This is a genomic window from Vibrio sp. 10N.247.311.49 (assembly GCF_041467655.1).
Classification (GTDB): Bacteria; Pseudomonadota; Gammaproteobacteria; order Enterobacterales; family Vibrionaceae; genus Vibrio; species Vibrio crassostreae_C.
This window is the reverse complement of record NZ_JBFSVA010000013.1, coordinates 75,718-90,826: the sequence shown is the minus strand read 5'-3', so window position 1 is coordinate 90,826 and position 15,109 is coordinate 75,718. Positions and strand designations below refer to the sequence as shown.

Genomic DNA, 15,109 nt, shown 5'->3' with positions numbered 1-15,109 from the left:
GTTATCTCCTACTCTGCGGTTACGTTAGAGAGTTCAGCGACTTGCTCAACAGCAATCACCGAATCACCATCACGCACAAACCCTTGGCCTACTGTGATGATATCGACGCGTTGACCTAGCCCTAGCCCCGTGAGCCACACTCCATCTTGTTCGGCCTTTACTAGCTGAATGCCTACAAACTTCACCGTTGGTGAGTCATCGACTGAAACCAAGGTTTTGACCCCTAGGTTACCCGCCTCATCCAATGCTAGCATCGCCGGTGTTATCTTTATTGCATCTCTTGTTTCTAGGTTGAGTTTAACTTCGGCACTGACACCTGCTGGTAATAGGCCTTTAGAGTTATCGATTTCTATCTCGATTGGGAAGGTATTAGTAGCAACAGAAGAGATACGAGAAACATAGCGTAAACGGCCTTCCGCTTCTTCTCGCCCTAACAAACGAACCAAAGCAGATTGATTGACTAGCAAATGTTGGATATGACGCTCACTGACATCCGCCTCAATAACCAAAGGATCGAGGTCAATCACGCCAGCAACAGGATCGCCAACACTAACGAAATCACCGAGCTCCACCATCAAATCTTGAACCACACCCGAAAAAGGCGAAGTAATCACAGTATTCTTTAAAGCCAATTCCGCATTGCGCATCATGGCTTTTGATTCTGTTAATGAAGCCTCAGCTGTGGTGTAGGCGATTTCACCTTGCAGTCCTCTTTTCTTCAGTGACTGCGCCGCTTTGAACTCTTTCTGCTTCAAGCGATATAACGCAGATGCTCGCTCTAGTTGAATCTCTAAATCACCCTTATCTATCTGGGCAATGGCTTGTCCTGCTTTAACCATCCCCCCCTTAACAACATTCAATCTGACAATCTTACCCGCGACTTCTGCACCTAGACGAGCATGCCTATCGGGCGCCGTTCTTCCATAGAGATCAATCGTTTTAAAGGTCGGTGATGAGGTGAAGGTTTGAAAGGAAACCTTAGCCAGCGGAATTTCTGTTGCCTTTTTTTCAGGTGACTCTTCTGCTTGCCCTACGCCTAAACCAAGCCAGATCGACAACAACACGACTAGAGTCAGAGAAACCAGCCACGGCTGCTTCAATTTCTGAAAAAGTGGTGAGTTAGAAAATAGAGTGGGCATAACAAATCCTTTTGTCCGATGTCATTCAGGCGCGCTAGTTGGCTTAATAGCGTGATGTGCAACTTCCTTATGCACAAAGGTAACCTTAACAGACCAATCCTCAACGAAGTTGGACGCTATCGACAGTTTAAAAAATATGCCGTGTACTAAAAATGAGAGGAATGCTTTGAAAAGTAATAAGTTACTAAGTAAAAACAAAAACGCCGAACATAAGTTCGGCGTTTGAAATGTATCTAATACAGCTTTGAGCTCAAGCTATTTTCAACTCATGCTATACGCTGAATGATGCGCCACAACCACATGTTGTTGTAGCGTTCGGGTTGTTCACAAAGAAGCGTGCACCTTCTAGGCCTTCAGTGTAATCAACCATGCCGCCCATTAGGTATTGTAGGCTCATTGGATCAACAACCAGCGTTACACCGCTGTTTACAATTGTAGTGTCGCCATCATTTACTTTTTCATCAAATGTGAAGCCGTATTGGAAACCGCTACAACCACCACCTGTAATGTATACACGCAGTTTTAGTTCTGGGTTTTCTTCTTCAGCAATTAGCGTTTGTACGCGGGTAGCTGCTGCATCAGAAAAAGACAATGGGATATTTACTTCGCTCACGACAACCTCTCTTACCTGTGTCAAAAACAACATGATACAAATCTAATTCGAGACCATAGTTGTTGAGTATTTTCTTATATTCCGGTGATTATCTAATACCTGACTGAAACGTTCAAGTATTCACCACAGGATCGGTCCTTTTACTGCTGTAAACTCACCAATATCTAACAATTAAAACGTGTAACCACACAAAACAACCAGATTCGGGTGATTATCTGGGCGAAAGCATTCCTAGTTGGATTAGGGATAGGTACAATGCGTGCCAATTGGTCCGACAGTCAAAAGAGGATATATCAATGACCAAATCAGCAGAGCTGTACGAAAAAGCACAGCAAACTATTCCTGGTGGCGTAAACTCTCCAGTTCGTGCATTCAATGGCGTAGGTGGTTCTCCAATCTTCGTTGAACGCGCTGATGGCCCACTTATTTTTGATGCTGATGGTAAAGCGTATATCGATTACGTTGGCTCTTGGGGGCCAATGATCCTTGGTCACAACCACGCTGTTATTCGTGATGCTGTGATTGCAGCAGCTCAACGCGGCCTTAGCTTCGGTGCTCCAACCGAAACTGAAATCAAAATGGCTGAACTGGTATCTGAGATGGTTCCATCAATGGAACAGCTACGTATGGTGAGCTCAGGTACAGAAGCAACAATGAGCGCGATTCGTCTAGCTCGTGGCTTCACTGGTCGTGACAAAATTCTTAAGTTTGAAGGCTGCTACCACGGCCACGCAGACAGCCTACTTGTAAAAGCTGGTTCTGGCGCACTGACTTTAGGTCAACCAAGCTCTCCAGGCGTACCGGCTGATTTTGCGAAACTAACGCTAACAGCAACCTTCAACAATCTAGATTCAGTACGTGAAATCTTCGCAGCAAACAAAGGCGAGATCGCTTGTATCATCGTTGAGCCAGTAGCGGGTAACATGAACTGTATCCCTCCTGTAGAAGGCTTCCACGAAGGTCTACGTGAAATCTGTGATCAAGAAGGTGCATTGCTAATCTTTGATGAAGTAATGACAGGTTTCCGCGTTGCTGAAGGTTGTGCTCAGGCTTACTACAACATCAAGCCAGACCTAACGTGTCTTGGTAAAGTGATTGGCGGCGGCATGCCTGTCGGTGCTTTCGGTGGTCGTAAAGACGTGATGCAATACATCGCACCAACTGGCCCTGTTTACCAAGCGGGTACGCTTTCAGGTAACCCTGTTGCAATGGCTGCTGGCTACGCATGTTTGAACCTTCTACGAGAAGAAGGCAACGAAAAGCGTCTAGCTTCAAAAACTAAGCAGTTGGCAAAAGGCTTCAAGCAACTTGCTGACAAGCACGGCATCCCGATGCTAGTTCATCAAGTTGGCGGTATGTTTGGTTTCTTCTTCACTGACCAAGAAACTGTGACGTGCTACGAAGATGTAACTAAGTGTGATGTAGAACGCTTCAAGCGCTTCTTCCACCTAATGTTAGATCACGGTGTTTACCTTGCACCTTCAGCATTCGAAGCAAGCTTTACTTCTCTTGCTCATGGTTCAAAAGAACTTGATGCAACACTAGAAGCTGCTGACCGCTCTCTTGCGATCATTGCTGCTGAAAGCAAATAATCGAAAGCACTTTATAAGTCGCTAACCGATTGAATTTAGGGCTGCATTAAATGCAGCCCTTTTTTATATATCGCGCTCACCAGCCACAAATATGACAGCTTATTTAGCCGTCGACTAAGGCTAAAGCTGAACCAAAAGCATTAACGTTCCCAGAAAAGGAAAACCAACAACATCAAGGTACCAAGGAACATTCTGAACCAAGGGATCTCTTTTTTTGTTTGCTGTTCTTCGTCTTGGCATTTCTTATCTTTATTACAGCATCCCATTATCAAAACTCCTCATTGCTAACTCTCTGTTTTGCAGCCATTATAAACTCAGAACGCAAATATAGAGACCATTACCGTGTCAGAAAAACTCAAAATCAATTCCAGCCACTGGGTGATCATCATTGCCCTACTCGCGGCGGCTTATGCTTGTTACTTGCTTATCGAGCCATACGTTAACTCTATCGTGATGGCCTTTATCATTTCACTATTGATGTTCCCAATCCATGAGTGGCTTGAAAAAAAGCTCCCGAATAAAGAAAACATCGTCTCTCTGCTGTCTTGTATCATACTGACCTTCATTATTGTTATCCCTTTATTGGCAGTATTCGCAGCAATTGTTCAGCAAGGTTCTCTGTTCTCTCAGAATACTTACCAATGGGTGACCCACGGTGGCATTCAGACTCTGTTTGCTCATCCGTTAGTGGTCAAAGCGCTGTCATTTGTGAATAACTACCTGCCTTTCGACAACATTGAGCCCCAAGCCATCGCACAAAAAGTCGGTGAGTTTGCGACCAGCTTTGGTTCTAAGCTAGTTGGTATCAGTGCCAAAATCTTAGGTGACGCAACCAATTTCTTGATGGATTTCTTCTTGATGCTGTTCGTTTTGTTCTTCTTATTAAGAGATCATGACAAAATCATCAGTGTGGTTCGTCATATTCTGCCGCTGTCTCGTAGCCAAGAAGACAAACTTCTAACAGAGATAGAACAAGTATCTAAATCAGCAGTAATGGGCTCATTCTTAACCGCAATAGCGCAAGGTTTTGCCGGCGGTTTAGGTATGTGGATTGCCGGTTTCCCAGGTCTATTTTGGGGTACTATGATGGGCTTTGCCTCTTTCATCCCAGTTGTGGGTACCGCATTAATCTGGATTCCAGCAGCAACCTACTTGTTCCTAACTGGTGATACCACGTGGGCGATTTTCCTAACGGTTTACTGTGTAGCGATTGTTGGTTCAATTGATAACCTTCTGCGTCCGCTGCTAATGCAAGGCAGTGCAGGCATGAATACCCTGATGATCTTCTTCTCACTATTGGGTGGTATTCAACTGTTTGGCCTAATTGGTCTTATCTACGGACCATTGATTTTTGCGATTACCATTGTCCTATTCAACATCTACGATGAAGAGTTTAAGGACTTTTTAAACCAGCAAGACAAGAGTTAACGAACTTGACGTCAACTTGATTGGCGAACCCGTATTAAACACTTCAAGCTTTGGGCGGATTATGCGAAAATCCGCCCTCATTTTTTGCTAACGATTCAACAGAGTGTCCTATGTCAGCTTATATTGCACCAAGCCAGATTGCTCAACGCCAACTCGCCTACTTTGAAGGCAAACATGTTTTAGTTGCCGGTGAGGCAGAAGACTTGTTCCCTGTTGAGTTAGCGAAGCATTGTGAATCTGTCTCTGTGTTTACTTCTAATTACAGCTACTACCGTCAATTAGAAGGCTACAACACCATCCAACGTTTTTATGGTGCGGAGTTTACCGAAGAGACTAAAGCCGACTTAGTGATGTTGTACTGGCCAAAAGCCAAAGCGGAAGCGGAATTTTTGTTGGCGATGCTATTTGCCAAGCTAGGCAAAGATACCGAGATCGTCGTGGTTGGTGAAAACCGTTCAGGCGTGAAAAGCATCGAGAAGATGTTTGCTCCTTACGGCAAAGTTGTTAAATACGATTCAGCGCGTCGTTGCTCTTTCTACTGGGGTCAATGCTTCGAGCAACCACAAGCGTTCAACCTGCAAGACTGGTTTAAGACCTACACGGTTAACATTGGTGAGCAATCACTTACGGTAAAAAGCCTTCCTGGCGTCTTCAGTCACGGTCAATTCGATGTCGGTAGCCAACTTCTGTTGGATACTCTGCCAAAACTAAAAGGCAAGGTACTGGATTTTGGCTGTGGTGCAGGCGTATTGGGCGCGGTGATGGCATCTCGTAACCCAGATATCGAGCTAGAAATGTGCGACATCAGTGCATTTGCCGTGGCATCAAGCCAAGCAACGCTAGAAGCGAATGGTTTAACGGGTAAAGTCTTCGCATCCGATGTCTATTCTGATACTGCAGAAGACTATCAGTTCATCATCAGTAACCCACCATTCCATTCAGGTTTAGACACTAGCTACAGCGCGACTGAGACCTTACTTTCTCAGGCTCCTAAGCATTTGAAGCGTTCTGGTGAGATGATTATTGTTGCGAATAGTTTCTTAAAATACATTCCAATTATTGAACAAGCGTTTGGAAAATGCGCGACTCTAAATAAGACCACTAAATTCGCGATCTATCACGCAAACAAATAACCTCTCTAGCACAGCGCAGGGTCATTATCTGCGCTGTCTGTTCATATTTTTGTCAAAACTCTATAAAAATGAGCTTTTGCACACGCTTTAAATACCACTTACTTGTCAAAGTAAAAAAACTCGTTAATTTCGTTAAATTGGAACCCGTTAATTCTATTCTCTGTACTTGTTTTCGCCCCTTTTAGCAGTACATCAAAGGAAAGTAGTACCCAATTTATGTTTAGATTCTATCGTAAGCAGAAGTTTAAGCGCCTTCAAAATACCCTAATGCTGGCATTTCTTGTCCTCAGTATTACCCCTGTGACACTTATCGCGATATTTTTCCTCCAATCGCACAGTCAGGATCTCCAGGAACAAAGCACCTCACACCTTGTTTCGGTTCGTGATACTAAGCAGCAGCAAATTGTCGATTACCTACAAGCTCAAGAATCCCAAGTGATGGGCTTTGTTCGCTCAGAATTGGCCAATGCCAGTGGCGGGCGATTTTATGGTTTGATCAATGCATTTCAACGATTGGGGTTAGATATTGACGAGGCACGCAGTAATGCACAGCAGCGCTATATTCAAGGCTCTGGCGATCAAATCAAAACGTCGATCCTCCCTGAATCCAGCAGCTTTATTGGCAGCGAGCGTTATCGCCTGCTCCACAAGCGCTACCATAATGCTTACCTAGAACTGCTTAAACGCTCTGATTTTGACGATATTCTCTTAGTTGATATCAACGGTAACGTCGCTTATTCCGTCTTTAAAAATGACGATTACGGCACCAATCTGCTGACAGGAAAATACAAGGACTCCAACCTAGGTATTACCTTTCAACGACTAGCCAAAGACGTAACCGACCGACGCAAATCTAACGAAGATTACACGCCGGTTATCGTTTCTGACTTTAAAGACGAGAATGGCAAACAGACCGCATGGCTAGGCGCACCTATCGTTCAACAAGGCTACCTACACAGTTACGCGATGTTTAGGCTACCAATCAACGGCATTACTAAGTTGATTGCGGATCTCAACAAGAGTTCGAATATTCAAACGCTGCTTGTAGGTGATGATCACCTGCCGCGTAGCCTTGCTCATTCACAAGAATCTATCAACTTGAGCCTTGATGTTGTCGATAAAGCATTGGCTGGCGAAACAGCGGTTGGCACCTTCGACAACACCCTAGATCAAGCGATCATCGCGGCATATACGCCAATTGAACTGAAATACGCAACATGGGCTCTTGTCGTAGAGCTGCCAGAGAAAGAGGCGTTTGCCCGTATTCATCAGTTAGAAAAGATCTTCGTGATCGTGATGCTAACGGCGATCATTCTGGTAGTCGTTGCATCGCACTATCTGTCTAACTTCATCACATCCCCACTGCTTAAACTGACGTGGGCTGCCGAAAAAGTATCGGCGGGTGATCTCGATGAAACCATGATCAATACCGAGCGCAAAGATGAGATAGGCCGACTCGCGGTGAGCTTCGAAAGAATGCAGCGATCTATTCGTGAAAAAATGCAGCTCATCAAAAGCCAAAACGATGAGCTTGAGGACAACCTTAAGACCATTCAAAAGCAAAACGAAGAGTTACAACTGGCAAATAAACTCAAAGATGAGTTCTTAGCGACTACTTCACATGAATTGAGAACACCACTGCATGGCATGGTGGGTATCGCTGAAGCGTTGATATCTGGAGCTAACGGCCCTATTCCTGCTAATCAGAAATATCAGTTGGATATCATCATCAATAGCGGTCAGAGATTGGCGACCTTGGTTGATGATCTGCTTGATTATCACAAGATGCGCTATGGCAGCTTAGATATTAAGAAATCAGCCGTTGATTTGTCGGCAGCCACCAGCTTGGTCCTAGAGTTGTCTCATCACCTATTGGGCAATAAGCCAATCCGTATTATTAACCAAGTCCCAAGTGATTTAGGTCTGGTTTCATCGGATCCTCAACGACTTGAGCAAGTGATGTATAACTTGGTCGGCAATGCCATCAAGTACACCTCAGAAGGTAAAATTGTTATCTCTGCCAGCGTTATCGATGACAACATTCGTGTACAAGTTGTCGATACTGGCCAAGGTATACCGGCCGAGTACCTTGAGCACATCTTTGAGCCATTGATTCAAGCAGGCCAAGATGCGAGTAACTACCGCCAAGGTGCAGGGCTTGGATTATCGATCAGTCGTCAGTTGATCGAGCTAATGGGCGGTTCACTGTACGTTAGTAGCCAACCAATGCTCGGCACTACGTTTAGCTTTACCCTGCCCCTAGCTACTCAAGATGAGTTAGACAGTTACAACGAATCAGGTCACTACTCGCACTTCCAAGCGCCTGATTTAATTGATAACAGCCAACAAGAAAATAGTGTTATCAGTGAAAACCCAGATGGCCCGTTATTGGTTATCGCCGATGATGAGCCGGTTAACCTGCGAGTATTAGACAGCTTCTTGAAGTTAGAAGGTTATCGAGTACGTACTGCATGTGATGGCCCTGAAACCATTGAACTGATTGAGAAAGAGAAGCCAGAGCTGCTTCTACTCGACATCATGATGCCAGGAATGAGCGGCTATCAGGTTTGTGAAGCACTGCGTAAGCAATACGATCATGCTCAGTTGCCAATCATCATGCTAACGGCACTCAACCAAGCAGAAGACCGTGTTCGAGGTTTCGAAGCTGGCGCCAATGACTACTTGTCTAAACCGTTCAACAAACAAGAACTAGCGGCTCGAATTACAGCACATCTATCAGCAAGCAAAGCTGAACAAAGACGCCTTGAAAACGACCAACTGCAACTCGAGCTCAAACATAGAGCGATGGTTGAGGCTAACTTGTTAGAAACTCAAGGCCGCTTATTAGAGCAACTAGAATCGGCACCTGAAGCCATCATCTGTATTCGTGACGACCAACGTATTCGCTTTGCTAACGAAGCTGCGGCGAAGCTATTCAGACGCGGACAAGAACAACTTAAACGCTCAATGGCCGACGAGATCATTGCGCCTAAATACCTTAAGGTAGAACAAGCCCACTACTGCGGTGATATTGATATCTATATAGACGATACACGTCAGCGCATACCAAGTGACATCCTTAAGCTGCCTGAAGGCTCAGGGCTCGACACCATGTATATCTTCAATGTAGGTGGTGGTGTTAACTCAAACCGAATCAATAACCTTGAAACGGCGGTTGAAGCTCTCTCTAGTTATGCCTTTGAAGGCGACAAAGATAAGTTGCAACAGTTGAAGGAGCTTGGCGGAGAATTTACTCGTCTTGCTGACAAGGCAACCGGTGAAGGTAAAAACAAGCAAGAGTTAATGCGCGAGGTACTGGTCGATGCGATGACTAATGCCATCATCTACTGGGAATCGGTGACTGGTGAAACCAAGTTCGCTTTCGCCGAGAAGAGTGGCTTGTGGCGCGTCTACTTAGACCGCAGTACGCTGCAAACTCGAACGCTAGACAAATACCTACGCGTAGAAACCCTACCGAAAACCCCTCGCTGGCGAACGGTACTGAGCTCAATCGAATTCATACTGGAACACTGTAAAGAACAGACGCCAGAAAGAACCCATATTGAGATGCTAAGAGATAAACTTCAGAAACTACTGACCAGTTAATCCCTGAACCAACATCACGATACTTTGAATAATGGAGCCCACCTAGCGTGGGCTTTTTTGTACGCCTAATAATCACAAAAAGTAGAATCCCAACGCTTGCAACGCACTTTTTTTACGCCTTTAAACAAGGGGAAATTCACGCTAATTACTCACAGTGCGTGCTGGTAACCGTCAGTACTTTTCGTTCTATTCTCAATCATATCTGACCGTTATCTGACTCTTTGTTGCAGTTTGAGAAGCGAGTCACAACAGAACGGCAGATTTAATTTTCTAGGGAAATTTAACGTAAAACTGGCAAGTGACCGAGATCTACAATTATACCAACGTAGGGTAAGGCATTATAATAAAAAGCCTTTAAAGTTAGTGGCCACTTACAACCTGCAAGAACCTCAAAACCAAATGCGAGTCACATCACTTTAACAATTGCGTACGAAAAACCACCAAAGCAACCTATTTTGACGTTAATGACGTGGGGTTGTGTGTTTTTAACATTTTTGACGGGAAACGAGTTTGATTAATTCATCGATAAGGTGTTTTCTTACTCCTGCCAAAGGCCTACAGGCCACTCTTACCACTTCTCAGAATCAACGATGAATCTGGAGCAACGAAGAAGAGGTAGGCCTTTAACCAGAGTGTGTATCTACTAAACAATTTAGCGACAGATAACATTCAATCCATTAGTGAAATGAAAGCAAATAGTAAGGAACAGCTATGCTTGCCAATATAAAAAAAACAGCAATAGCAACAGCAATTATTGCAACTGCTACAACAGGTTTTGCATCAGTAGCAACCGCTGCAGAACGCAGTGAACTGACCGTTCACCCGAAAGAGTACACTACATTCGTACGTAACTTTAACCCGTACCTTGGTGCTACTAACCTACATACTACAACTGACTTCATGTATGAGCCGCTAGTAGTATTTAACGAAATGCACGGTAACACTCCAGTGTTCCGTCTAGCTGAAAACTTCAAGATGTCAGATGATCTGATGAGCGTTGTTTTCGACATTCGTAAGGGTGTTAAATGGTCAGACGGAGAAACTTTCTCTGCTGATGATGTTGTTTTTTCTTTCAACCTTGTAAAAGAGAAGCCAGAGCTTGACCAATCTGGTATCAACTCTTGGGTAACTTCTGTAGAAAAACTGAACGACAACCAAGTTAAGTTCACACTAACAGAAGCAAACTCAAACGTACCTTACGAGATTGCTAAAGTACCTGTAGTACCTAAGCACATCTGGAAAGACGTTAAAGATCCATCAACGTTTACCAATGAGAACCCGGTAGGTTCTGGTCCATTTACAGAAATCGATACGTTTACAGCGCAGCTATACATCCAGTGTGCAAACCCGAACTACTGGGATGCAGACAACCTAGATGTTGACTGTCTACGTGTTCCACAAATTGCGAACAACGACCAATTCCTAGGTAAAGTTGTAAACAGTGAAATGGACTGGACGTCTTCTTTCGTTCCAGATATCGATCGTACATACGCAGCAGCTAGCCCTAAACACCACTACTGGTACCCGCCAGCAGGTACACAGGCATTCATCGTTAACTTCAAGCACCCTGATGCTGCGAAGCATGAAGCATTGAGCAACGTTGACTTCCGTCGTGCTTTCTCTATGGCTCTTGACCGTCAAACTATCATCGACATCGCATTCTACGGTGGCGGTACTGTAAACGATTTCGCATCGGGTCTTGGCTACGCGTTTGAAGCTTGGTCTGATGAAAAAACTCATGACAAGTACAAAGGCTTCAACACTTACAACGCTGAAGGCGCGAAGAAGCTTCTTGCTGACGCTGGCTTCAAAGATGTAAACAAAGATGGTTTTGTTGACACTCCATCAGGCAAGTCTTTCGAACTAATGATTCAATCGCCAAACGGCTGGACTGACTTCAACAACACAGTTCAACTAGCGGTAGAACAGCTAAACGAAATCGGTATTAAAGCAAAAGCTCGTACACCTGACTTCTCTGTTTACAACCAAGCAATGCTTGAAGGTACATACGACGTAGCATACACAAACTACTTCCACGGTGCGGATCCATACACGTACTGGAACAGTGCTTACAACTCATCACTACAATCTGGTGATGGTATGCCTCGTTTCGCAATGCACTTCTACAAAAACGACAAGCTAGATGGTCTTCTAAACAGCTTCTACAAAACAGCTGATAAGAACGAGCAGCTAGACATTGCACACGGTATCCAGCAAATCATCGCTGCAGACCAAGTGACAATCCCTGTGATGTCTGGTGCTTACATGTACCAATACAACACAACTCGCTTCACTGGTTGGTGGAACGAAGAAAATCCAAAAGGCCGTCCAAACATTTGGGCTGGTATTCCAGAGCGTCTACTTCATGTACTGGACCTAAAACCAGTTAAATAAGTAATCGTTCAATCCTTGCGGCGTAACCTCTTACGCCGCTTATAAAAATCCCCACACTCTCAATTGAAAGTATGGCGCTAGTCGTCAGGGGATTTTTCGTTCCAAATTTCGCTAGGAGCGACCTGAATCCAGAAACAGGGAAACAATCTGGGTGAGTAAGGTGTGAGTTATGGGTTATTTTTTAAGACGTTTGTCATTTTATTTTGTCGCGCTATTAGTTGCTGCGACGTTAAACTTTATTATTCCAAGAGCAATGCCTGGTGACCCAGTTACCATGATGTTTGCGAACGCTTCTGTACAAGTTACTCCAGAGCGTATTGCTGCAATGAAAGAACTATTAGGCTTCGTTGATGGTGGCTACTTAGTTCAATACGTGGCGTACATGAAGAACATTCTTAGCTGGGAACTTGGTACATCAATTCAATTCTACCCACTTTCTGTAAACACACTGTTGGGTGGAGCATTCGGTTGGTCGCTTTTCTTAGCCGGCACCGCAGTTATTCTTTCTTTCTCGATTGGTTCAATCCTAGGTATTTTCGCAGCGTGGAAACGCGGCAGTAAGTACGATGCCTTCGTAACGCCAGGGATGCTGATTCTACAAGCCGTTCCTCAAGTTGTTATCGCGATGATTGCACTATTTACCTTTGCAATTGGCTTGAAGTGGTTCCCAACAGGGTATGCCTACACCGCTGGTACTATACCTGATTGGACAAGCTGGGCATTCATTAAAGATGTCGCTTACCACGCCTTCTTACCACTGTTCTGTGCTTCTGTTGTTCAAATTGGTGGCTTCCTAGTAAACATGCGTAACAACATGATCAACCTACTAGCCGAAGACTACATCACCATGGCGAAAGGCAAAGGCCTGAGCGAAAACCGAGTGGTATTCAACTACGCAGCTCGTAACGCGATGCTACCTAGTGTGACAGCCCTTTCAATGTCGCTAGGTATGGCAATCGGTGGTCAGTTAATTATCGAAATCATCTTTAACTACCCGGGTCTTGGCAGCGTACTTTTCAACGCAATTAACGCTCGTGACTACCAAGTACTGCAAGGTCAGCTGCTTATCATGACGCTATTCATGCTGTTCTTTAACCTAGTTGCAGACATGCTTTACGTTGTTCTTGACCCTCGTCTTCGTAAGGGTGGTAAATAATCATGAAAGACTTTCTAAAACTCATTTGGCGTAACCCGATGGCCCTAACAGGCGTCATCATCCTAAGTATTTTTATTCTTGGCGCGATTGCAGCTCCATTAATCACCAAACATGTACCAGACAAGCGTACAGGTAACCCACACGAATATCCTGGTTTCGTGGTGAAGTCTGCACAAACTAACCCTGATGGCTGGGTTGCTCAAAATCTAGCAGACGACCGTCGTACATTGATCATGTCTAAAAAGGCAGACCACGTACTAGGTACAACTCGTATGGGTCGTGACGTTTGGTCTCAAGTGGTATACGGCGCACGCGTATCTCTTGCTGTAGGTTTTGGTGCGGGTCTAACCGTATGTTTACTCGCAACTGTTATTGGTGTTTCTGCAGGTTACTTCGGTGGCCGTGTCGATGACGTTCTAACAGCCGCAATGAACATCATGTTGGTAATCCCTCAATACCCATTACTGTTCGTAGTAGCAGCCTTTATCGGTGAGGCAGGGCCACTCACCATAACCTTGGTTATCGGCTTTATGTCTTGGGCTTGGGGTGCCCGTGTTGTTCGCTCCCAAACCTTAGCACTGCGTGAAAAAGAGTTTGTAAAAGCCGCTGAAGTTTTGGGTGAATCTTCATTCCGCATCATCTTCGTAGAGATTCTGCCAAACCTTATCTCTATCGTTGGCGCAAGCTTCATCGGTTCGGTGATGTACGCAATCATGATGGAAGCAACCATCTCGTTCCTAGGTCTTGGTGACCCGAACACAATCAGCTGGGGCATCATGCTTTACAACGTTCAAACCTCTTCATCAATGCTGATTGGCGCTTGGTGGGAACTGCTGGCTCCTTGTATCGCACTGACACTACTTGTAACTGGCCTTGCTCTACTTAACTTCGCGGTCGATGAAATTGCTAACCCGCAACTGCGTTCTCACAAAGGCATGAAGCGTTGGAAGAAACTAGCAGCTCAAGACAAAGAAGAACGTGAACCAGAACTACCACCACAAAATGCACTTTGGAGCGGAGATAAATAATCATGTCTGAACCACTAATTTCTATCCGCAACTTATGCGTGGATTACATCACAGAGTCTGGCGATGTTCGTGCGTGTAACAACGTAAGTTTCGACATCGCTCCAGGTGAAGTCTTCGGCCTAGCTGGTGAATCTGGCTGTGGTAAATCAACGGTCGCTTTCTCTCTTATGCGTCTTCATAAGCCGCCCGCTTACATCAGTGGTGGTGAGGTTATCTTCAACGGTGAGAACATCCTTGAATACAGTGATGACCGTATGCAGTCGTTCCGTTGGAGTGAGATGTCGATGGTATTCCAGAGCGCGATGAACGCACTCAACCCAGTACTACCGATGGAAGAGCAGTTCTGTGACGTAATCATGCGTCACACCAACATGACTCGCGAGCAAGCTAAGCAGCGTGCTGAAGGTCTACTTGAAATCGTCGATATTCACCCGAGCCGATTGAGTGACTATCCTCACCAATTCTCTGGCGGCATGCGTCAGCGCTTGGTTATTGCTATCGCGTTAGCACTGAATCCAAAGCTGATCATTATGGATGAGCCGACAACCGCACTTGATGTGGTTGTGCAACGCGAAATCCTACAAAAGATCTATGCACTAAAAGAAGAATTTGGCTTCTCAATTCTGTTCATCACCCATGACTTGTCATTGATGGTCGAGTTCTCTGACCGCATCGGCATCATGTACTCAGGTGAGCTAATCGAAGTGGCTAACTCTCAAGATATTCTAGAAAACCCTTACCACCCTTACACCAAAGGGCTGGGAAGTTCTTTCCCTCCACTGACAGGGCCAAAGACAAAGTTAGCAGGTATTCCGGGTAACCCTCTGAACCTGTTAGAGATCCCTGAAGGGTGTCGTTTCCAAGCTCGTTGTGACCGTGTACATGAAAAGTGTACCAAGGTGCCAACCAAGCTGCGTTCTATCGACCCGGGACATTTGTCTAACTGCCACCTGTATGGTGACCCAATAGTACAAAGGAAGCTATAGCTTGCGTGAATAACGAACAAGGCGGCTCGACCGC

Annotated in this window: 11 protein-coding genes; 8 read left to right on the top strand and 3 right to left on the bottom strand. The window is 45.0% G+C overall.

The window, feature by feature from the left end:
- Positions 1-8: 8 nt before the first annotated feature.
- Positions 9-1,139: an efflux RND transporter periplasmic adaptor subunit gene (locus AB6E54_RS14150; protein WP_372106455.1), complete on the bottom strand. Its 1,131-nt coding sequence runs from the start codon at positions 1,137-1,139 to the stop codon at positions 9-11.
- A 271-nt stretch (positions 1,140-1,410) separates the two neighbouring features.
- Positions 1,411-1,752, bottom strand: coding sequence for an iron-sulfur cluster insertion protein ErpA (gene erpA / locus AB6E54_RS14145; RefSeq protein WP_004734539.1), 342 nt, complete (start codon positions 1,750-1,752; stop codon positions 1,411-1,413).
- Between the two features lie 296 nt (positions 1,753-2,048).
- Between erpA and hemL the strand changes: the two genes are divergently transcribed.
- Positions 2,049-3,344, top strand: a complete 1,296-nt coding sequence (hemL, locus tag AB6E54_RS14140; RefSeq protein ID WP_010436060.1) for a glutamate-1-semialdehyde 2,1-aminomutase — start codon at positions 2,049-2,051, stop codon at positions 3,342-3,344.
- 140 nt (positions 3,345-3,484) lie between these two features.
- Here the strand turns inward: hemL and AB6E54_RS14135 are convergent, their stop codons facing one another.
- A complete protein-coding gene (locus AB6E54_RS14135) occupies positions 3,485-3,610 on the bottom strand; it encodes a hypothetical protein (protein ID WP_004734537.1) in 126 nt (41 codons plus the stop codon).
- Between the two features lie 76 nt (positions 3,611-3,686).
- On the opposite strand from AB6E54_RS14135, the gene AB6E54_RS14130 reads away from it, so the two are divergent.
- The 7 genes from AB6E54_RS14130 to AB6E54_RS14100 all read left to right on the top strand — a co-directional run bounded on the left by AB6E54_RS14130 (position 3,687) and on the right by AB6E54_RS14100 (position 15,075).
- Positions 3,687-4,772 (top strand): AI-2E family transporter, encoded by a 1,086-nt coding sequence (locus AB6E54_RS14130; protein ID WP_017059406.1) that lies wholly within the window; start codon positions 3,687-3,689, stop codon positions 4,770-4,772.
- Between the two features lie 110 nt (positions 4,773-4,882).
- Positions 4,883-5,905: a 16S rRNA (guanine(1207)-N(2))-methyltransferase RsmC gene (rsmC, locus tag AB6E54_RS14125; protein ID WP_017066801.1), complete on the top strand. Its 1,023-nt coding sequence runs from the start codon at positions 4,883-4,885 to the stop codon at positions 5,903-5,905.
- Positions 5,906-6,121: 216 nt separating this feature from the next.
- Positions 6,122-9,511, top strand: coding sequence for a response regulator (locus AB6E54_RS14120; RefSeq protein ID WP_017063266.1), 3,390 nt, complete (start codon positions 6,122-6,124; stop codon positions 9,509-9,511).
- 711 nt (positions 9,512-10,222) lie between these two features.
- Complete coding sequence (locus tag AB6E54_RS14115) at positions 10,223-11,905, top strand: ABC transporter substrate-binding protein (RefSeq protein ID WP_017056650.1); 1,683 nt, start codon at positions 10,223-10,225, stop codon at positions 11,903-11,905.
- Positions 11,906-12,074: 169 nt separating this feature from the next.
- Entirely contained in the window at positions 12,075-13,061 is a 987-nt protein-coding gene (locus tag AB6E54_RS14110) for an ABC transporter permease (protein WP_017059409.1), read from the top strand.
- 2 nt (positions 13,062-13,063) lie between these two features.
- Positions 13,064-14,089 carry an ABC transporter permease gene (locus AB6E54_RS14105; RefSeq protein WP_017056648.1) on the top strand — a complete coding sequence of 342 codons (1,026 nt, stop codon included), beginning with the start codon at positions 13,064-13,066 and terminating at the stop codon, positions 14,087-14,089.
- Between the two features lie 2 nt (positions 14,090-14,091).
- Positions 14,092-15,075: an ABC transporter ATP-binding protein gene (locus AB6E54_RS14100; protein WP_017063265.1), complete on the top strand. Its 984-nt coding sequence runs from the start codon at positions 14,092-14,094 to the stop codon at positions 15,073-15,075.
- Positions 15,076-15,109: the final 34 nt, after the last annotated feature.

Bases quoted from the DNA above. Each gene is read 5' to 3' on its own strand.
- AB6E54_RS14150 (WP_372106455.1), bottom strand. From the start codon at position 1,139: ATGCCCACTCTATTTTCTAACTCACCACTTTTTCAGAAATTGAAGCAG.
- hemL (WP_010436060.1), top strand. From the start codon at position 2,049: ATGACCAAATCAGCAGAGCTGTACGAAAAAGCACAGCAAACTATTCCT.
- AB6E54_RS14135 (WP_004734537.1), bottom strand. From the start codon at position 3,610: ATGGGATGCTGTAATAAAGATAAGAAATGCCAAGACGAAGAACAGCAA.
- rsmC (WP_017066801.1), top strand. From the start codon at position 4,883: ATGTCAGCTTATATTGCACCAAGCCAGATTGCTCAACGCCAACTCGCC.
- AB6E54_RS14120 (WP_017063266.1), top strand. From the start codon at position 6,122: ATGTTTAGATTCTATCGTAAGCAGAAGTTTAAGCGCCTTCAAAATACC.
- AB6E54_RS14115 (WP_017056650.1), top strand. From the start codon at position 10,223: ATGCTTGCCAATATAAAAAAAACAGCAATAGCAACAGCAATTATTGCA.
- AB6E54_RS14110 (WP_017059409.1), top strand. From the start codon at position 12,075: ATGGGTTATTTTTTAAGACGTTTGTCATTTTATTTTGTCGCGCTATTA.
- AB6E54_RS14105 (WP_017056648.1), top strand. From the start codon at position 13,064: ATGAAAGACTTTCTAAAACTCATTTGGCGTAACCCGATGGCCCTAACA.
- AB6E54_RS14100 (WP_017063265.1), top strand. From the start codon at position 14,092: ATGTCTGAACCACTAATTTCTATCCGCAACTTATGCGTGGATTACATC.